We start from the raw sequence: 21,538 nt of genomic DNA, 5'->3' as shown, positions 1-21,538 counted from the left end.
GAATAAATCCCCGCAGTAAATTTTTTAAATTATGCTTGTGGAGGCAAGTCGGCATCCGGATTTTGTGGTTTATCTTTACCACCGAATTTAGAAGAAACCCACGCTGCTGCTTTGTCTTTCATTTCACGGAATTTCTTCGAGCCTTTTTCCAGTTTGGCTTCCCATTCAGGGTTGGGTTCTTGTCCTTCTGTGACTTTAAAAAACACCTGCATCAACGCAGTCATAGCAAATGGATCAATGATTGCTGCTTTAATACTTATGGAGGCAACAATGATGATAATTAATGGCAAATATCCGGGATCAAAATTACCGATAGCAAACATTGCTGTGACCGGCGCCCACAAAATAATTACCATCAATAATGTCAAAATCCAGCTAAAGATGGTTACAAATACAGCATTTTTCAGAAATGTTTTATAATTTTGGGCATATAAAACGACTGCTTTTTTCGAGCCTTCCCAAGGATTATCAACTTCGTTACGAATGTTGTAAGCTAAAATAATTTCATCCACATAAGTGACTGAATTCTTAACAACGGTATTGATAAAATTGACAATTGGTTTGGGGATAATCGGCAAAAAGCTCATTATTCCTGAGAATAATCCGGTGATAAATTTAACCACTTTCTTAATCGCCTGATCGACCAGAAATAATACAGAGGCTTCTTTGAAACGCTCTTTGACTATACCTTGTGCATAAGTAATCTGGCTTTTACCGGATGGAATTTTTTCACCATCCATGTGTTTCATGATCACGGCGATGTGTCCGGCTTTGACCATATAAAGCAAGTATTCACGGACGTAATAAAGCACACCGGACACGACTGCAAAGCCACCAAACATGCCATACATTAAGCCTGTTGCCTGACTTTGCTCGTCACCGGCACTGCCAATCGTCCAGCCAATGCCGGCTCCGGTTCCTGTGCCAATCACATAAGCCAATGTGATTGCAAAATAAATTAAAAATCGAAAAATCATAAACTCTTTGGTTTTCCAAAGAGTGGAAATCACTGTTCCAAGTTTAAAGTCCATCATTTGTTGTTACCTCATATCAAATTTAATCGCCGGAACTGTAAAATACTGTTATGTGATTTTACGAATTCCGACTGCTTTCTTTAATTTTTGCAAAAACGGGGCAGAAAACTGTCTGGCTCTTTCAGCTCCTTTTAGCAGTTCTTTTTCTATCAGTTCCGGTTGTTGAATTAATTCATTGTATCGTTCTCTCGGTTCTGATAATTCTTTGTTAATCAATTCAAAGAGCTCCTGTTTGGCAGCTCCCCAGGAAATTCCGTCTAAATAGGCTTGTCTGAATTGTTCGGTTTGTTCTTTTGTTGCAAATGCTTTGTAAATATCAAACACATGCGAATCATTCGGATCTTTGGGTTCACCCGGCTCCAAAGAGTTAGTAATGATTTTCATAATATGTTTGCGGAATTGCTTCTCAGGTAACCACAACGGTATGGTGTTATCATAACTTTTACTCATCTTACGACCATCAAGACCGGGAAGAATCGCCTGATCTTCAGAAACAACCGTTTGTGGCATTTTAAATTTGTTACCAAAATGATGATTGAATCGTCCTGCAATGTCTCTTGCCATTTCAAGATGCTGAATCTGGTCTTTGCCAACAGGGACTTCATCGGCATTAAACATCAAAATATCAGCAGTCATTAATATCGGATAGGAAAACAATCCCATTGTGATTCCTTTATCCGGGTCATTTTCACCATTTTCCGTGTTTTCTTGAACTAATGCTTTATACGCATGAGAGCGATTCATCAGACCTTTCGCACACATACAGGTCAGTAACCATGTGAGTTCAGGAATTTCAGGAATATCAGACTGACGATAAAATACCGCTTTATCAGTATCCAGTCCTAATGCCAACCAGGTTGCGGCGATTTCTTTGGTTGATTGAGCAATTTGTTTAGGGTCCCAGCATTTAATTAATGCATGCAAATCAGCCAAAAAGAAAAAACTACGATAATCTCCAGTTTTGCTTTTTTCAATTGCAGGTTTAATCGCACCAACATAGTTGCCTAAATGCGGTGTTCCTGTCGTTGTTATTCCTGTCAGTACAGTCTTCATTAATGAACTTTTCCGTAATTTTAAAAAACGTAAATCATAAGCATTGTTCTTCAAATAATCAATTTTTCAGCAAAATGAAGAAAAACTATTTCCTCCCAACTAATACGTTAAATTCAAACAAACGGTGACAATCTCTTGAAATTATCACAAATGAACATAAATGCTTGATATAATGAGAATCGTTTTTATTTACATCTTAAATTCAGGAGAAAAAGAATGAGTTTTGAATTACCGGCTTTGCCTTATGCACAAGACGCCCTTGAACCCCATATTTCCGCAGAAACTTTGAGTTATCACCATGGAAAGCATCATAATGCTTACGTTGTGAATCTCAATAACTTAATCAAAGGTACTGATTTTGAAGGAAAATCTTTAGAAGAAATCATCATGAACTCTGATGGTGGTGTTTTCAACAATGCAGCTCAGGTTTGGAATCACACTTTTTATTTTGAAGGGTTCTCAGCAAACGGTGGCGGCGAACCTACAGGTGAGCTCGCTGATAAAATCAACGCGAAATTTGGTTCATTTGCAGAGTTTGTTGCAAAATTCAATGCTTTAGGTTTGGCAACTTTTGGTTCGGGCTGGGTTTGGTTGGTTCAAGATGAAAATGGTGAACTGGAACTGGTGAACACGTTCAATGCCGGAACTCCAATGACCGATGGTAAACACGCACTTTTAACTTGTGATGTTTGGGAACATGCCTATTATGTTGACACTCGCAATGACAGAGGAGGTTACATCAAAAACTTCTGGAATATTGTTGATTGGGATAAAGTTGCTTCCAGAATGAAGTGATTAAGACTTCAGAGTGAGATTTTTAAGGGTGGTAACTTTGTTTCTGCCCTTTTTTTTGAAAAGCACAAATCATTCACAAATTTTTATTTGCTATAAATTTATAATTTCGTAAAACTGCTTTGGTGCTTTATTATGAAACTTCCGGTCATCTTACTTCTTTGCACACATTCTATTATTTCATTTGCTCAACTAAAATCATTTCCTGAGTCCGAAGGGTTTGGAGCCTACGCAACCGGTGGCAGGAATGGTGTGGTTTTGAAGGTGACAAACTTAAATGCATCGGGAACAGGTTCATTGCAATGGGCTTTAGATCAATCCGGTGCCAGAATTATCGTATTTGATGTTTCGGGAATCATTACCGGTGATGTGCATATTCCTCATGGCGATGTCACTATCGCCGGGCAAACTGCACCTGGAGCAGGAATCACAATTGTTGGGCATCTTTATACCACTTATGGAAGCGATACAAATAATATTATTATAAGGCATATTCGGGTCAGACCGCCTGATCCTGATGCTTCATGGCCTTCCAGTCAGCATGATGGAATCCAATTTTCAACAGCAAACAATATAATTCTTGATCATGTGGATGTTTCTCATGGTGCTGATGAGAATATCGATTTTTGGGGCGGAGCAAACCATATAACGGTTCAGTGGTCGAATATATCCTATCCCATCTATGATGTTGCTAACGGATGGACACACAATAAAGGCATTCTAAACCACAGACCTTGTCTGGATGATAATAGTTGTGATGATTCTTCACTTCCCGGTGGTTTTATTTCCATTCATCATAATTATTTTGCTCACGCTCGAAATCGAACTCCGGCATTGTCTGTTGGCCCTGCTGATGTACGAAATAATGTGATTTACAATGGAAGAGAAGGATTTATTCATCATAATATTGTTGCGAGCGATGAATTTAATATTATCGGCAACAAATATATCGCTGGTCCGAGTATTTCATTGGCTCCATTCTGGTTTGATCCTGAAAATCCGGCTCCTCCAATATTAACTGAATACTGGATGGAGGATAATCTTGTCGAAGATCCGGGTGTATTTAATGGAGTTGTGAATAATCCATGGACCAATACATTATTTCAGAATGAATACACATTTGCCTGCTGCGGTATTGTATCCGGTCAATTTAATCAAAGCGGAGAATTTGATTTTACTTCTGAGGGAAGTGTGTCCATAACAACGCATAGCAGTAATGACATTGAAGATTTGTTGATACAACAGGTTGGAGCATTTCCAAGAGATATTGTATCCAGAACATCTATCAATGATTTACAAACCCGAAGCGGGCAGTGGGATAATTTTCGCCCAGCGGATTTGATGGAGGGATTAACCGTTTTACCGCCGCCACTGGACTCAGATAATGACGGAATGCCCGACAGTTGGGAAAATCAGAACGGTTTAAATCCAAACAATGGCAATGACTATAATACCATTATGCCATCTGGTTATACAGCCATTGAAGAATATATCAATGGCGTGGCGACTGCGATGGTGAGCGATTTAATATTTCAGAATGGTTTTGAATAAATTCTAATCAGGATTTTTTAACATATTTTGTCAGAATAACAATAGTTTGCCCGTTTACTTTTCCTGAAATATGTTCAGGATTGTCCAGTTCTAAGGAAATTTTACGAACCGCTGTTCCTCTTTTTGCAGTAAAACTGGTTCCCTTAACATTCAAATCTTTAATTAAAACAACCGTATCGCCATTCTCAAGTTGAGCTCCATTGCTATCTCTATGAATGAGTGAGTCATCTTTTTTCTGACCGTCTACGGTCGCTTTTGCCCATGCCAATGTGTCATCATCCAGATACATCAAATCTAGTGCATCTTGTGCCCAACTTTCTGAATTTAATCGTGAAAGCAAACGATAGGACATAACTTGAACAGGTAAATTTTCGTTCCACATACTTTCAGTCAGGCAACGCCAATGATTGGAATCCATAGGTTTTTTTTGATTGATTTGTTCCATGCAACTACCACATACAAGAATGCTTTTATCGAAACTTGGGATGTTGTCCGGTGGTAAAGTATATACTTCCAAATTATTAGTGTTTCCACATAATTCACATTTGTTGTCACTTCTTTCAAATAGAGCAGTTTGCGTCACGATTTTTCACTGTTATCAAGAGAGTGCGAATGATAAATGCAAATAACCAAAGTTTACACAATAGCCTTTAAATTATTTGCTTTTAAGGTTATTAATGCTTTTGATACATATAATTACTGTTAAAAAAGTGAAACTCGTCACATATTAACAAATTTTATAATTTTCTGTTTTCCCCGAGTGAATTTAACTGATAGAGTTGCAGTTGTGGGGACATCTTTGGGTTAAAAGATTCTTTTTGCAAATAAATTTTTGTTTGCAATAGAATCAACAGTTGAAATGTGTGTATAATTAATAAGTTACTAAATGGATCGGGAATTTTCATGAAAAACAATAAAATACAAAATTTTCTTAAAGTACTTGTTCTGATTTTCATTGCTAATTGTGCGAATGCTCTGGATTTATCAGTATCAAATTTTCAAATTAATCCAGGAACAACGATCAATGGAGGCACTAGTTATTCACTCCTGATTGACATTGCCAATATTGATGATTTATCAGGAGTTACTACATCTAGTGGTCAAAGAATTATTATTAACATGGATGGCTCAACACCTTCCAATATCATAGAGCAGTCAACATTAAATTCTGTTACAGGAGGCGACTGGACTGATGAATCAACTGTATCTGGCGAGATTGTTGTTGAATCAGCATCCGTTTTAAATGTTGCAGGTTCGAAATCTGTTCAAATCAATCTGACTGCCGGAAGTGCTTCTCTCGGTCCGGAAGCAATTACTGTCAGAGTTGAAGATTTTGTTGAAACAGATACCAATGCTTTGAATGATACTTCGGCAATCAATGTAACCATATTAGGTACTGAACCGGATTTAGACTTTAATGATTCAGTTACACTTACGACTTATAATGCAGTAGAAAATCAAACAACTCCTGTGAGTATAGATTTTAAAGTTGACAACCTCGGGGGAGATGCAACTTCAGGAGTTGGAATAACAATTATTTATGATGATATTAATTTAATATTTGAACAAGGTTCTAGTGTTATTCCATCAGGTTGGTCGTGTTTTCCATCGACTGGAATCTTGGATTGTTCGACTTTTAATCCGGTTGCATCAGGATCTGCCACGAGTTTTACTCTGGACTTTTTAGTCAGTTCAGTTGGTACTTACAATCTGAACGCAACACTTACAGATTTTGGTGGAATTGAAACAAATACTTCAAATAACACAATATCTACCAGTATTGATGTTGTTGCCGGAAATTATGATTTGACATTGACAAGAATAGACCCTGCTTCAGTTCCGTTGTCAATCCCATTGGGAACAACAGCATCAACACCGTTGGTCTATGAAGTTCGCAATAGTGGAAATGCTACTTTCACTACAGATGTGGAGATTTTTCTGGCTTTTGACCCTGCATTTAGTGTCTCCAATACTAGTGTTCAACCTGCTCAGATTGCTGGGATATGGGATTGTGTCCCTCAAACAGGAGGAATACTGTGTACTTTATTAGACGATTCAATAAATCCGGGAGATGTATTAACCCTAACAGCTGATATTTCATCTTATCCTTCAACATCTGGCGTTTATGGTAATTCAATAAATATTCAAGTAACAGACTTGTCAGGCAGAGAAGTCTCTCTGTCTGATAATATGGATGCTTTTGATATTGAAATGACAGAGTTGCAGACAGATATTAGACTTACCAAGTATGTCAAAGATTTAGGTGGGACTTTAATAACTGATGTCGATGTCGGAGTTGATTTTGCTTATCATATTCATGTCGATAACTTGTCTTTAACATCAGCTACAAATGTAATAGTTACTGATCCTTTGCCTGTCGGTGTTCAATTTGTTGGAGATATATCTTCGGGGAATTGGAGTTGTATAGCCGATCCTTTTATCGATCAAAATAATTCACAAGGAGTTCAATGTTCACACCCTTCAATTCCGGCGAGCTCACCCAATTTCGCAGATGTGATTAAACTTCAGGTTGTTGGTCTGACGACAGGTTTAAAAGAAAACACCGCAGTTGCTGCAAGTGATGAATTAGACTCCAACCCATTCGATAATGATAATATTTCCAGTCCTGCTACGGTAAATATTAATCAACCTGTGGCTGACCCTGATATTACAGTTGTTAAAACAATTCAGTCAGGTGTTACTGGTGGAGCAGGTTCTTTTGTTGCTATTCAAGGGGATACGGTTGTATATAAAATTCTTGGAAAAAACCTAAGTAGTACTTCTGCTCCTGGTTCAAATGTAAGAATTACGGATGTATTGCCCGCGGGCGTTACTTATGTTTCACACAGTGCTTTGGGTCCTAATTTTATTTGTGATCCATTCGATTCTGTAAACAACAAAGTTACCTGTACAGCAACTTCATTGCCTTTTACAACGGCCGAGGATGGGTTGGAAATTACCGTCCAAGTTACCGGAAGTGTTGGAACATTTGTGATAAATACCGCAAATATTACTGCTGATGCTGATGCTGATCCAGGCAATAACACTTCTGTTAGTGATTCATTTGAGATTGTTGCCGCTCCAATGGGGGAGATATCAATTGATAAAACTGTTGCTGGTGGAATTGCAGCGGGAAGTGGAAGCGGAGCAACTAACGAATTTGCGGTTGGAGACACGGTCTTTTATCAAATTTCAGCATCAAATAATTCAGCTGCAATTAACTATGACGATTTGGTTATTAAAGACACTTTGCCTGTGAATGTGGCTTTTGATAGTTTCACTACTACGATGGGGTTTAATTGTAATTATGATGCTGTTAATCATGAGGTTTCATGCCAAAACGATGCAAATAATATATTAGGCCCCGGTCAAACTGTGACCGTTGATATCAATGCAATAGCATCAGTTTCAGGGTTGGGTATCCAAAATACTGCTTCGGCCTCCAGTAATACAAATGGCGATAATATTAGTTCTGCTCCGGCAATCATTGATATTGTCAATCCAACTGTTAATCCAACAGTGCTAACAATTACCAAGCAAGCATTATTGGATAATGTGCCAATCGCACAAATATCACGAGGCTCGAGCTTTGTCTATCGAATTGATGTGATAAATGCCGGAACTGAAAACGCTCAAGGGCTTCACTTAAGCGATTTAATGCCCGATTCGCTTTCAGTCGATTCTATAGCTACTCAAGAATGGAATTGTTCAAATTCTGCTTTGCAGTATGATTGTGTATTTATCGGAGATTTGTCACCGGGTACAAGTAGTTCCATTGAATTTTTTGTTACAAATGATGCAAACTCGACAAATTTGCAATTAATAAATGTAGCAACTGTTTCAGCGGATAATGCAGTCGCACAAACAGCTCAAAATACGTTGTTTATCACGGATACTTCAGCAACTTTAACTGTAACTCAAAACCCTAACCCTGTGGATGAAGGAGGTTTATTTGATTTACAACTGACATTAACAAATACCGGAACAGAAGATATTCTCAATCCGGTTTTGGTCAATACTTTGCCTGCTGGGTTTACATATACAACTTTACCAACGACTCCAAACTGTACGTCTAGCGGTTTAGCGATGACTTGTTTGTTTGATTCTGCCTTGTCAGTCGGCAGCAGCGAAATGATAACAGCTCAAGTTCAGGCGATTTCTCCGGCTGTTATTGGAACAGATTACATCAATAACGCAGTTCTGACAGGTACAAATTTATTACAGCCGGTATTGAATAACTCGATTCTAAATGTGAATCAAATCAATACGCAAGTACATGATGTGAGCATAGCAAAAACAGCTTCTGCAACAAGCATGTTGCCATCTTCTGAATTTCAATATGTTTTGACTGTTTCAAATTTAGGAACTGCGGAAGCAAATGCTATTGTTGTCACAGATAGTTTACCACAAGGAATTACTTTGAAATCCATAGATGCCGCGGGATGGTCTTGTTCGGGATTAGTTCAAGTAACATGTAGTCTTGCAACATTATCTCCTTCTTCTGCTTCACAGATTATACTAAATGTTTCAGCACCGGCAGAATTAGGACTGATACAAAATACTGCTGATGTCAGTATGTTAGATACCGATCAAAACTCCGCAAATAATACTTCGCAAGTAAGTGTTGACATTACAAATAGTCCCGTGACGCCACCGGTTGATCCGCCAATAGGAAATGCTGTTGCTGATTTGCAAGTTACTAAATCAACAGACAATGATGTAACAAGTGGTGGTGAATTTGATTGGAGTATTGAAGTATTGAATAATGGTCCTGATGCCGCGCAAAATGTGGTCGTAAATGATACATTGCCCAGTGGATTTGAGTTTATATCTGCTCAATCTGATTCAGGTACTTGTCAATTTGCAGATAATGCTGTTGTTTGTTCCATTTCGAACATAAATAACCAACAGTCTGTTGCCATTACAGTTCATGGAAAAGCAAATGTTGCATCAGGTGCATTAGCGAATTCAGTTTCTGTAGAATCAGAAACTACCGATGATGACTTAACCAACAACACCTCTGAAGCCAGCATTACTGTTAATCCGGTTCCGGTTAACAGTGCTGACTTATCTGTTAGTATTGATGCTGAACCAAATATTGCACAAGGAAGCTGGATGGAAATGACAGTCGATGTAAAAAATCATGGGGGAGCTAGTGCTGATAGCCCTGATTTGAGTTTATCATTCACAGGATTTATTGATCAAATTGTTCCAACAAGTGTGACTGGATGGTCTTGCTCAGAAAATAACCTCGATATGAATTGTAGTTTCAGCCAATCTCAAATGTCATCGGGTTATCAACAGACGTTAACATTTAGAGTTAAAACAAGTGAAAATGTCAATGAGCCTGAAAACATTCAAATAACCGCTCAAATTACATCATCTACAGCTGATCCGGATAACTCCAATAATTCGGCAAGTTCCGGAATTAATGTTACCAGTGAAACGCCAACGGAACAGGAAATCGAAAATGCAATGCGAAATGCACTTGCTGGTAGAGGTAATGAGCAAATTTTTAGAGCTATACAAAATGTAGCCAGCTACTGTGAAAGAAGTTACTTCACAGCTTTGGAAGGAATGTGTGAAAGATTGTACGAAACCGCATTATCCGGCGATGGTGAAACTATTGAAAGAGTGATGTCGCAAATCACTCCGAACGAAATCATTAATCAATCGACTTCGGTGACAGAGATTGCTCAGGCACAGTTTAGAAATGTTGGTAATCGCCTTGCACAAATCAGAAATGGTGGTGGTCGTGGATTTAATTCTTCCGGTCTTGTTGCCAGATATGGAAATGGCAGCTTACCGATAAATACTTTGGCTTATCTCAATCAATCTGAAGAGGAACTCAAAGAAGTTAATAACGTCAATAATGACTTTATATCACCTTGGGGATTCTTTATCAACGGAAGTATCTCAATGGGTGAAAGAGATGCAACTGGACGAGAACTTGGTTTTGATTTTGATACTTATGGTCTGACAGCTGGTTTGGATTATCGTGTTAACTCTAATAGCGTTGTTGGTTTGGCATTAGGTTATGCATCCTTTGATTCCAAAATTGAAGATGAAGCCAAATTGAAATCAACAGGCATGACACTGACTGCTTATGGTTCATTTAACGTGAATGATAATTTCTATGTCGATGCCCGAATCAGTATGGCAAAACCTGAGTTTGAGCAAACACGTGAAATTGATTTCACTTTAGGAGATGTGCAAGTTCAGCGGACAGCCAGTGGCTCAACAGATGGCAAGCAATATACTGTTGCAATGAGTGCCGGATATAACTTCAATAAAAACTCATGGAATATCACTCCAAACGCATCCATTCAATATGTAAGAACCAAGATTGATGGTTTTGTAGAAACCGGAGCCGGTGCTTTTAATTTCGTTTACTCTAATCAGGAAATTGAATCCTTAGTCTGGTCAGCCGGTATGCGTGTTTCAAAAGCCATCAGTTTGAAAAATGGAGTGATAACACCTCAGTTCGACTTTGATTACAACTATGAAAGCATGAATGATGCCGAAGATATTGAAGCTCGCTTTATTTTAGCTCCAACAGATGAAATCTTTATTATTGAAACAGATTCACCTGACAGAACCTACGGTTCAGCAGGATTAGGCTTTGTTTATGTCTCTTCAAATGGTAAGCAAGCCTACTTGAATTATCGTAGCATATTGGGATTAGAAGGGTTTAGCAGAGGAACATTTAACCTCGGTGCCAGATTTGAATTCTGACCTTGAAAATAGGGGAAAATTATGAAAAAAACATATAAATCAACATTGAAAAAACTACTTATTCCGGGATGTATCAGTTTGCTGGTTATAGGTTGTGGTGCTCCACCGGTCAAAACTGTGGAAAAAGGACAAATTACTCCCGATCAACTCTATATTGTTGATTGTTTATTGCCACCTCAAGTCCGGCAGCTAGGTCAAAACTATTCATATCTATCAGCTAGAAAACCGGCAAGATTAAGCGCAAGAGATTGTGCGGTTCGTGGAGGTGAATATGTTGCCTATGATAAAGCCAATTTTGCTAATGTAGCAAAAATGTGGATGCCTGAAGCTCAAAGTGGTGATGCCAAAGCGCAATCTTATCTTGGTGAATTATATGAAAAAGGCATCAATGGAACACCAGACTATAAAGCAGCAGCAATGTGGTATCAGAAAGCGGTCGATCAAGGTTATACTCCGGCAATGTTAAACTTGGGCAATCTTTACGAACAAGGTTTGGGTGTTGCTAAAGATGCCGAAAAAGCGGTTAATCTTTACCGTAAGGCATCGGGTATTACAGATTCCAACATTGAAATCGTAACCGAGCAAAATCTTCGCGAACGTCGTGCAAAAGAACATCAAAGAATACAGCTTTTGAAAGAAGTTTCTACATTGAGACAAGAACTTTCTGATGTTAAAAGCGACTATGATTTAACCAAAAAATATGTTGAGCAAGCAGATACTAAACTTAAAGACCTACAAGCTAAGTTAAAATCGAATAAAAATGACGATACAATTCTCACAAAAATTGCTCAGTTGAAAGATGAAATCAACAAGAAAAACAGTGAGCTAGAAAAACAGAATAACTTAATAAATAACTTGGTTACTAAAGTCACTGAAAAAAATACCAATACTGAACTTGCGCAAAATGATAGTGAAGAAGGTATTAACGTAATCACTCCCGATGTGATATTAACTCGTGGAATAGAAACAATTCCAATGCAACCCAATGCTTTACAGCTAGACATAATGGGAAGTGTCACTCCTCCGGATGGAGTCATTGCATTAAAGATAAACAACTCTGATATCAAAAACTCGATGACAGAAGGTGGTATTTTTGAAAGTTCTATCAATCTCCAAACTGGAGATACTCCTGTTAATATCGTTGCGGTAAGAAATGACGGTTCAAAAACAATTAAACAATTTGTGGCGGTTAGAAATCAATTCGAACCTGTTAAATCACGAAAATTTGACGAACTGTTTACCCGTCGTTTTAGAGAAGACTTAGGCGAATATCACGCTTTAGTTATCGGCAATAACAATTATTCCAATATTGATAATTTGCAAACAGCGGTTGAGGATGCCACTGAAATTGCCGATGTTTTGAAAAATCGTTATGGCTATCAGGTTAAATTACTCACCAATGCTAATCAAAGCACCATGTTAACTGCATTGAGTGAGTACAAAAACAAACTTGGGAAATACGACAATCTTTTAGTGTATTACGCAGGTCATGGATTTATCGACGATAATTCAAAAGAGGGCTATTGGATTCCTACAGATGCTGGAAAAACTGACAAAAGCAAGTGGATTCCAAACAAAGCAGTGAGTGATTTTATGGCAGAAATGCCTGCGAAACATGTGATGGTTGTTGCGGATTCGTGTTATTCAGGAACATTGTCAGGTTCATCCATTTCACCTCTTCCTGATGAAGTCGAGAATGAAGATATTTTATTCACATCAAGAGTTAAAGCCAGAACTGTTTTGACATCCGGCGGTTTACAACCAATTCTCGATAGTGGTGGAAACGGTCATTCGATCTTCGCATCAGCATTCCTCGATGTTTTGAATGAAAATGATGGTGTGATGGAGGGTTACAGACTTTATAAAGCTCTCAGCCAACAAGTCAGCCTTCGTTCCAGTCTCGCGGGTTTAAAACAGGTTCCCGAATACAGTGCTATCAAACATGCGGGTCATGAGGGAAGCGAATATTATTTCATGCCTGATTCGATTTAGTTGAAAATTTCGTAATCAGAAGAAAAGGTTGGAGTTTCCAACCTTTTTTTTTGTTAAAATAAATTGCTGAGACTTTAATTCTCAATTTTTGAGAATTAAATTGTGCAAAATAATATTTTTGTAAAGGAATTATCCACTTGATCAATTTATACACAGCCAGTAACTACAAGCAACTCTTTGAACAAGCCGGAAAAATATTATCGGGCAATCGTTCAATATTTACGCCATCCTGGGTTGTAGTTCCTAACCAATCCTGCAAGAGATGGTTTCAGCAATCATTGGCTATTCAGCAAGGAATTTGTGCTCAAACAAATTTTATTTTACAGTTTGGTTTTGTTTGGGAAGTCCTTAAAAAAGTAGCTTTTAAAGATGAGAGGCAAAATTATTATTCCACGGACACTATGAGATGGCAACTTTATAAGCACTTGGAAAGCTCAAATCTTGTACCCGAGTTTCATCACTTCACTACATTAAAAAAATTTAATTTGGCTGAAAAGCTGGCATCAATGTATCTCAATGCCTTGGAAAATTACCCAAAAGAGACTTTAACTTGGCAAAAGAATCATGAATCTTCAAAAGATTGGAAAATAAATTTATGGAATGCTTTTACAGAAAATACGGAACAAAAAAATCCGGTTTTAAGTATTCTGGAGGATATATCTCAAGAAACAGTTACGGAATTACCTGATGAAATAATAGTGTTTGCCGTTGAGCAATTCAACGAATTGCAAATGAATTTATTGCTCAAACTTTCAGAATTTAAAACGATTCATATCATGCTAACCAATCCGACGGCGGAATATTGGTTAGACATGATTCCTGAAAAAACAAGCATAAAGAAAAGTATTTTTAATGAAGAGTATTCCTATCTGGATTTTCAAGGGAACCCTGTTTTAGCGAATTTGGGCTATGCAAAATTGTCTCTTTTTGACAGGCTATACAGCGAAAATTGTAGTGATATTGAGCTTGATTGTGAGATTTTACCTCCAGATTCACTATTAAAAAGTATCAAAAATGATATTTATCAGTTGAAAGAAAATCCCGCGAGCTACCAAACTGACGATAGTATAACAATTCATAGTTGTCATTCGCGCTTTCGCGAGGTCGAGGTTGTTTATGATACCGTTTTAAAAGCCTTAAATAATCATCCAGAACTCAAACCTGAAGAAATCATCGTTGTTTCACCTCAGATTGATGACTATATCACTCACATTTCCAAAGTTTTCAATTATCCGGTTGATGAACAGGGTCGAATGTTGCCTTTTCATATTCAGAATCGCAACCTTGATGAACAGGAATACGTCAATGCGCTAATGCAAATTATCAATAGCTTTTCAGGCGAAATGTCAGCTGAGGATATCTTTGGATTAGTATCCTTAAAAAGCATATCTGATAAATTTGAATTTACCAACGAAGAATTGGAACGTATAAAGAACTGGATAACAGACTCAAATATTAGGAGTTTCTACTCGTCAAAGCACAAAGAGAAGAAGGACTTTCAGGCAAATATCGGTAACACATGGGAATTTGGTAGAAATCGCTGGTTGAGCGGATATCTATCGGGAGACACTTCAGATGTTTCTTACTTATCAACTTTTGGTGATTTAGCCGGGCAAAATAGCATATTTATTCGCTTTTTTCGGTTTTTGGATTTGTGGTATTTATGTTATGAACAAAGCCTTTCTGATAAAACACCGGAGATGTGGTTTGAGTTTGTCGAATCTATTTGTGAAGATTTTTTATATAGCGATTTTGATGAAGAATTAAAGTTAAAAATTATTAAAATTGCCAGAACCTGTTTGTGCGAACAAACTCTGGATTGTGAATTTGAATTGCCACTATCGGTCATTAAAGCTGTTCTTGAAAAAGCCCTTGCAGATAATGATATTCGCTATGAAGGTAAAATAGGGATTCGTTTTCAGTCTTGGAAAAATACTTTTATAGAAGATGCTAAAGTATTGATTATTATGGGTTTATCTGAAGGAAAGTTTCCCGGAAATGATACCAAAAACGATTTGGATATATTTAAGAATAAGTTACCTCAATTAAATCAATCCAAAAGAGCCGCAGACAAAAATTTAATGTTAACCGCTTTAACAAGCAATCTTGATAAACTGGTACTAACCTATATCGGGTATGAGCAAAGTACCAATGAAATCATACCGGCATCGACTGTTGTTGAAGATTTGGTTACCTATTTAAAGCAGAAAACCAACGATGTATTTGCAATTCAGCATCATTTTATGCACGGTTTTAATCAATATTATTTCTCTAAAGAACAACAATCATATATTCTCAATAATTTTAAGTTGGCAAAAAAATATTATCAGCATAGCCCCCTATAGATAATAATATAGAAATTCGGATTGATAAAACGCTTGAAACCGCCATCTCTATTCAGCAGTTGTCTGAATTTTTTCAGTAACCCCTTTAGATTTTTTATAGAGAATGTCGCTGAACTGCAATTAAAGATATATTCCAATGAGTTAAAAAATACAGAAACGTATCAACCCGATAAACTGGAAGAATGGAAATTAAAGAGTCATATTTTCCAACATGATATCGAAACTGCAAAGAAAACCGGATTGCTGGCTGATTCACCATTGAGTCATAACTACTACAACAAATTCTCAAAAGAACTCTATTCTTTGTCTGAAATATATCAACAGACAGAAACTCATTCACAAGATATTGAGTTAATTTTTGAAGAATTTAAATTTTATGGAGTGGTTCACTTAAATGATAAAAAACAACTGGTTGATTTTAAAACAGGCAAAGCTAAAGGAAAATATATTACCAAGCACTGGATTAATCATTTATGCTCTCAACCTGAAAGTGAAAGTTATCTGTATTTTGAAGATAAAATTGTTAAATTCAATCCAATTCAAAATACAACGGAATTATTATCAAAAATCTTAGAGAAGTGGAGGTTGATTCATCAGCAACCTTGGCTATTTCACCCGGCTGCAATGGTTAATGTAAGGACGAATGATATTGCTTTGGCTACTGAGATAGCTTATTACAATTCACTCAAAGGAAACGAAAGACTTCCGGCAACCGAAGGACAGAGATACTTTCTTCAACAACTACTGGATTACGATTATCAATCAGATGTTGAGGAGTACATTAAACCGCTTTTAGAATCAATCGAGTTGGTAGATTATTCGGAGGTCATTGATGCAACTGTTTGATTTGTATAAGGTTTCTCTAAATGGTACAAAACTGATTGAAGCCAGTGCCGGAACCGGAAAGACATATACATTGTCCGGTTTGTATATTCGCTATATCGTCGAAAAGCGATTGACACCGGATCAAATTTTGGTTGTTACATTTACCAAAGCGGCGACTGCTGAACTTAAAGGACGATTAAGACAACAGCTAATCGAATGTAAAAATCATTTATCAGGCTTCCATGAAGTTTCAAAAGATGACAACAAGCATTTATTTGAACTTTATGAATCCTATAAAAATGAACAACACTACCCTGATGCTTTAAAACTGGTTTCATTAGCTATCATTTGTTTTGATCAGGCTTCAGTTTTTACCATCAACTCTTTCTGTCAGAAGATTCTTGATGACTTCAATAGCGAATGCCAATCACCTGTACTCGCAGAACTTATAAATACTGACGATGAAATTAAAAACTATGTTTATGATTTCTGGCGTTTCAAGCAAAAAGAATTGTCGGTTGATTTGTTAGCTTTGATTCCTGATATTGAAAAAATAATTAATAAATTCAAATGGTTATTAAGTAAAAGCCATTATAAAAGCATTGGCTTTCGAGATATAGAGATCAATTCTAAATCTCTGGGTGAGACACTATCAGATCTTAAAATACTATGGGAATCCGATAAAGAATTATTAATGGATTTTATTTATTGCGGCAAATTTAGTGGTAATAAATATCCCAAAAAATCACGAGAAAAATATAAAAACGATATCGAAGAATTCCTCAATGGTCAATTAACAGATGTATCAAAGTTTACAGCAGAAAGCCTAAAATCGAATCTAAACAAAGACCAAACCGTCTATACATTTCCTGATTTTTTTCATCAACTGGAACCAATCATATCTGAGAGAGAAATATTTGTTTCGCAGTTTCTGCAAGAATGCTGGAATTATATTCTCGAACGGTTGGATAAAAATTTGCAGGAGAATGGAATTTATAGCTATTCCGACCAAATTAGGTTGGTGTATCAGGCTGTTAAAACAAACTCAAATTTAGCACATAGTATCAGCAATCAATGGCAATGTGTCATGATTGATGAATTTCAGGATACCGATGCCTTGCAATTTGAAATATTTAATAGTTGTTTTAATCAAGGTCGAAATAGTTTGATTTATGTGGGTGATCCTAAACAAGCGATTTATGATTTTCGTGGAGCTGATGTTTTTGTCTATGAAAAGGCGAAATTATCGGTTGATGAAATATATAACTTGGAAACAAATTGGCGAAGTAGCGAAGAAATGTTGAATGTTTCAAATTCTATGTTTGACTCTAACAATTCTTTTTTGCTCAATGCGATTGCATTCCATCCTTCTAAATCTAAAGACGATCAAAGCTCACAACTGATTGATAAAGAATACTCAAATGCTTTAGCAGTTATTAACAGTCCGGCAATGAATCGACATGAGAAACTAAAAAATGAATTGCTAAGGTTATTAAATTTTGCTGAGATTCAGACTGCGAGTGAAACACGAAAGTTACAAGAAAAAGACATCGCAATATTGGTTAAAACAAACAGGGAAGCTGTTGAATTATACGAGTTTTTGATTGCTGAAAATTTCAGTGTCACACTCAGTAGCGAAGCCAGTATTTTTACAACCGAGATTGCTAAACAATTGCATTATTTGATTCGTGCAATTCTATTTCCCTCCAAAGAAAATGTTTTTACAACCTATCAGGGAATATTTTTTCAGATGAATATTGCTGAAATTCATTCGCTGAATATAGAGGAATTAACGTCTGAATTTATTGCTTTAAGAGTCCAAAGCCAACAGCAAGGTTTATCAGAATCACTCAATATATTCCTTCAGGAGAAAAATGTTTACGAAAATTTATTGAGTAGAAATGATGGCGAAAGACATTATACTGATTTGATTCATCTTCTAGAGTTATTTCAACAACAGCAAGACAATGGTTTGAGTCTTGAGCAGTTTTACGAATGGCTGATTAAACAAATTTCCAAGCCTGAAAATATCAATGACAATAATGAAAACCAGAAACGGCGACTGGAAAGTGATGGGCAGAAAATTACTATAATGACTATTCATAAATCCAAAGGCTTGGAGTTTCCGATTGTTTTTATACCCAATATTGAGAAAATCAAGCCGATTGGTTTAAATGATGGAAAACTTCTTAACTCAATTGTTGCTGTACATGATAACGATAATAATGGCATTATTGATTGGAGAGGTACTGAAGAAGCTGTCGCCAAATTTCAATTGGAACAAGAAGCTGAACTGATGCGTGTGCTTTATGTTGCGATTACACGAGCGAAATTTAGAGTTTATCTTGGTGCAGACTTTGATAAAAATTTGGACAGGCTTGCGATAACAAGATTATTTAAAAACCTTGAAGTAAATTCCGCGAATATAAAAGACTTCATCATTGATATTGATGAAAGAACGAATCATTTCAACGATTCCAATATCACTCCGGCACTCATATTAACTCCATTTAAGGGAGAAATTAGTCAACCTTTAAGCGTTTACAGTTTCTCTTCTTTAACAAAAAACCATCAATACTATGCAGAAACTGATGAAGAAGGTAAGAAAAAAGAAAATTTCGAGAGTTTCTTCGATTTTCCTGGTGGTACCAAAAGCGGAACAATGCAACATCATATATTGGAGGAATTGGATTTTAATGCAGCAAAGTCAGTTATTCAGCAAGTGTCAGAGAGGCAACTTAAAGAAAATGGTTATGATTTAAAGTGGTCAGAATGTCTTGCTCAGCAAATACACACTGTGCTTAATACCAAGCTGTGGAATGATGGGTTTGAACTCAAGAATGTCAGGAATAAAATTGTCGAAATGGAGTTTCTTTTACCTTTAGAAACTGTTGATAAAGTAATAATCAGTCGATGGCTGAGTCAACATAGAAATAAATCCACTGAATTCTCAAATGATAGTCTGAAAGGCTTTTTGACTGGTTTTATTGATCTCATTGTTGAGTTTAATAAAAAGTTTTATATTATTGATTATAAAAGTAATTATCTTGGAAAATCCTTTGAAGATTATAGCTTTTTAAATTTGGAAAAATCGGTGCAGCATCATTATTATGATTTGCAATATTTGTTATACACTGTGGCATTTACGCGGTTTTTGCAAAACAAAATTCCCGATTTTGATTATTCTCGTGACTTTGGAGGAGTGGCATATATTTTTATTCGAGGCATGAAACCGGATGAAGCGGGGCAGGGAGTCTATTTTAACAAACCGGACAAAAAACTGATTGATGAAATATTAAGTGAGTTTTCACATGGATAAACAAAAGAATTCAAGCCTAGTACCGGAAATCGTACATTTTTTTAAATCAATTACAAATAATCAGGGTGTAATAAATTTGGCTCGTGAAATACAAATTGCATCGGAATCAGGTCACTCGGCGATTACGGGTATGCAAGAGTATGAACATGATTTAATCAGTCAGGATGGTACTCATGGCTATATCGTGCAAACGAATGGCAAAAGTGGTTTCAGACGTTTGTATAATGATGAGATTTTTATTAGAAACAATTTTTTAAGTGAACATGCGATTAATGTTGATCTAATTAGTTTGCAATCCATACTAAAAAATATCACTAAAATCAATGTAAATACGGAAGAAATTGACTGGCAGTGGCAGGCTGCAATTGCGGCATTATTTCATTCCCGTTTTATACTGAGCGGCGGTCCGGGAACTGGTAAAACCACAGCAATTATTAAAATGTTGCAGTTGTATTTGCAATTGTATCCTGACAATTCAATCGCTCTGGCAGCACCGACAGGAAAAGCGGCGAATCGTATGATTGAAAGCATTCGCCAAAACCTTGAGCAAAGTGAAATCTCTGATGAAATTATCAGCCGAATTCCGCAAAATGCTGTGACGATTCACCGTTTGCTCAAATATAAACCGAGAAGCAATACTAATTTTTATAACAACGATAATCACTTACCTTATAATTTAATTATCATCGACGAAGCATCAATGCTGGATATCAGTATGATGTGCGGTCTATTAAAAGCACTAAAACCAAATGCTCAATTGATTTTATTAGGTGATAAAAATCAACTTCCGGCAGTTGATGTTGGAAATGTCTTTGCTGATTTATGCAACCTGATGAAGAATCAATCCGGATATAATTTGCTTAATGAAATCTCAAATAATCAATCAATAATCACTTCAAAAATCAGTAACTTTGTTGAATTAAAGAAAAATTATCGTTTTGCAGATGATTCAGTTATATTTGCACTTTGCGAATCAATTATTTTAACGGATTACGAGAAATTTGCAGAATGCCGAAAATATCCACATTTTACTTGGAAAAGCCCAAAGAAAAAATCTGAAAAAAGTCAGTTTCTAAATCAATGGGTAGAGAGTCATCAAAATGGTGAAACGTCAATGTTATTGGCAGCTACAAATTCCGGTGAAAACAGCGTCAAGGAACTCAATCAACTCAGCAGAGAAGTTTTCCATGATAATTTTGAAATTAACGAAGGAATGCCTGTTTTAGTCACTCAGAATGATTACACTTTAGGGATTTTTAATGGAGATATCGGTTTTATCTCAAAGAAAAAAGGGCAATGGTATGCCTTATTCAATATTCAAGGGAAACAGCAATATATTTTGCTTGATGCAATTAAAAATTGGCAATTAGCACATGCAATCAGTATTCACAAATCTCAAGGGTCAGAATATGATCATGTCTTAATTACTATTGCCGATAACATCGAGGAAGATTTTTTAAATCGCGAATTACTCTATACCGCTGTCAGTCGGGCAAAGAAAACTATACAGCTTTGGTGCTCAGAAAATACCATCAAAACGATATTGAAAGCGAGTAATCAGAGGATAACTTTTCTATCTGCTAAATAATCAATTAGAAAATATTAAAATTATAAAAAAAATGTTGACGAGCGGATAGCAAATAAGCATAATGCTCATTCTTTCGAGGGGCTATAGCTCAGCTGGGAGAGCGCAACACTGGCAGTGTTGAGGTCAGCGGTTCGATCCCGCTTAGCTCCACCAAGTTTTTTGCACTAAAACCCGAAAGAAAATTCTGTTGCGTCCCCTTCGTCTAGTGGCCTAGGACTCCGCCCTTTCACGGCGGCAACAGGGGTTCGAACCCCCTAGGGGACGCCAATCAAACGGCTCAAAATAATCCTTTAAATTCAATCTG

The 21,538-nt window shown here is 36.7% G+C and carries 11 protein-coding genes and 2 tRNA genes; 10 read left to right on the top strand and 3 right to left on the bottom strand.

Features of this window, described 5'->3' with window-relative positions:
• Positions 1-29 precede the first annotated feature (29 nt).
• The gene (locus tag R3F25_12915) at positions 30-1,034 is read right to left on the bottom strand and encodes a hypothetical protein (protein ID MEZ5497701.1); all 1,005 of its coding nucleotides are present in this window, start codon (positions 1,032-1,034) and stop codon (positions 30-32) included.
• Between the two features lie 48 nt (positions 1,035-1,082).
• The gene (locus tag R3F25_12910) at positions 1,083-2,087 is read right to left on the bottom strand and encodes a tryptophan--tRNA ligase (GenBank protein ID MEZ5497700.1); all 1,005 of its coding nucleotides are present in this window, start codon (positions 2,085-2,087) and stop codon (positions 1,083-1,085) included.
• A 216-nt stretch (positions 2,088-2,303) separates the two neighbouring features.
• On the opposite strand from R3F25_12910, the gene R3F25_12905 reads away from it, so the two are divergent.
• Together R3F25_12905 and R3F25_12900 are read left to right on the top strand one after the other, a co-directional pair.
• Positions 2,304-2,882, top strand: coding sequence for a Fe-Mn family superoxide dismutase (locus R3F25_12905; GenBank protein MEZ5497699.1), 579 nt, complete (start codon positions 2,304-2,306; stop codon positions 2,880-2,882).
• Positions 2,883-3,014: 132 nt separating this feature from the next.
• The gene (locus R3F25_12900; GenBank protein MEZ5497698.1) at positions 3,015-4,430 is read left to right on the top strand and encodes a pectate lyase precursor; all 1,416 of its coding nucleotides are present in this window, start codon (positions 3,015-3,017) and stop codon (positions 4,428-4,430) included.
• A 7-nt stretch (positions 4,431-4,437) separates the two neighbouring features.
• Here R3F25_12900 and R3F25_12895 read toward each other — a convergent pair whose 3' ends face one another.
• On the bottom strand, positions 4,438-5,016 hold the full coding sequence (locus R3F25_12895) for a PhnA domain-containing protein (GenBank protein ID MEZ5497697.1): 579 nt from the start codon (positions 5,014-5,016) through the stop codon (positions 4,438-4,440).
• 317 nt (positions 5,017-5,333) lie between these two features.
• Here R3F25_12895 and R3F25_12890 point away from each other — a divergent pair, with 317 nt between their 5' ends.
• From R3F25_12890 to R3F25_12855, 8 genes are all read left to right on the top strand, one after another.
• A complete protein-coding gene (locus tag R3F25_12890) occupies positions 5,334-11,165 on the top strand; it encodes an autotransporter domain-containing protein (protein ID MEZ5497696.1) in 5,832 nt (1,943 codons plus the stop codon).
• Positions 11,166-11,186: 21 nt separating this feature from the next.
• A complete protein-coding gene (locus R3F25_12885) occupies positions 11,187-13,157 on the top strand; it encodes a caspase family protein (GenBank protein ID MEZ5497695.1) in 1,971 nt (656 codons plus the stop codon).
• Between the two features lie 137 nt (positions 13,158-13,294).
• Complete coding sequence (locus R3F25_12880; protein MEZ5497694.1) at positions 13,295-15,502, top strand: exodeoxyribonuclease V subunit gamma; 2,208 nt, start codon at positions 13,295-13,297, stop codon at positions 15,500-15,502.
• A gap of 33 nt (positions 15,503-15,535) precedes the next feature.
• Positions 15,536-16,348, top strand: coding sequence for a hypothetical protein (locus R3F25_12875; protein ID MEZ5497693.1), 813 nt, complete (start codon positions 15,536-15,538; stop codon positions 16,346-16,348).
• Positions 16,335-19,646, top strand: a complete 3,312-nt coding sequence (gene recB / locus R3F25_12870) for an exodeoxyribonuclease V subunit beta (GenBank protein ID MEZ5497692.1) — start codon at positions 16,335-16,337, stop codon at positions 19,644-19,646. Before R3F25_12875 ends, recB begins: the two co-directional genes overlap by 14 nt.
• Positions 19,639-21,234, top strand: a complete 1,596-nt coding sequence (gene recD / locus R3F25_12865; protein ID MEZ5497691.1) for an exodeoxyribonuclease V subunit alpha — start codon at positions 19,639-19,641, stop codon at positions 21,232-21,234. Before recB ends, recD begins: the two co-directional genes overlap by 8 nt.
• A 77-nt stretch (positions 21,235-21,311) precedes the next feature.
• Positions 21,312-21,387, top strand: a tRNA-Ala gene (locus tag R3F25_12860).
• A gap of 38 nt (positions 21,388-21,425) precedes the next feature.
• A tRNA-Glu gene (locus tag R3F25_12855) sits at positions 21,426-21,501 on the top strand.
• Positions 21,502-21,538: the final 37 nt, after the last annotated feature.

This window comes from Gammaproteobacteria bacterium, from assembly GCA_041395445.1.
Classification (GTDB): Bacteria; Pseudomonadota; Gammaproteobacteria; order Xanthomonadales; family Marinicellaceae; genus NORP309.
Note: the sequence above shows the minus strand (reverse complement) of the source record. Positions and strands in the feature narration are given on the sequence as shown.

Coding starts and splice junctions, on each gene's coding strand:
- R3F25_12915 (MEZ5497701.1), bottom strand. CDS start 1,034: ATGATGGACTTTAAACTTGGAACAGTGATTTCCACTCTTTGGAAAACC.
- R3F25_12910 (MEZ5497700.1), bottom strand. CDS start 2,087: ATGAAGACTGTACTGACAGGAATAACAACGACAGGAACACCGCATTTA.
- R3F25_12905 (MEZ5497699.1), top strand. CDS start 2,304: ATGAGTTTTGAATTACCGGCTTTGCCTTATGCACAAGACGCCCTTGAA.
- R3F25_12900 (MEZ5497698.1), top strand. CDS start 3,015: ATGAAACTTCCGGTCATCTTACTTCTTTGCACACATTCTATTATTTCA.
- R3F25_12890 (MEZ5497696.1), top strand. CDS start 5,334: ATGAAAAACAATAAAATACAAAATTTTCTTAAAGTACTTGTTCTGATT.
- R3F25_12885 (MEZ5497695.1), top strand. CDS start 11,187: ATGAAAAAAACATATAAATCAACATTGAAAAAACTACTTATTCCGGGA.
- recB (MEZ5497692.1), top strand. CDS start 16,335: ATGCAACTGTTTGATTTGTATAAGGTTTCTCTAAATGGTACAAAACTG.
- recD (MEZ5497691.1), top strand. CDS start 19,639: ATGGATAAACAAAAGAATTCAAGCCTAGTACCGGAAATCGTACATTTT.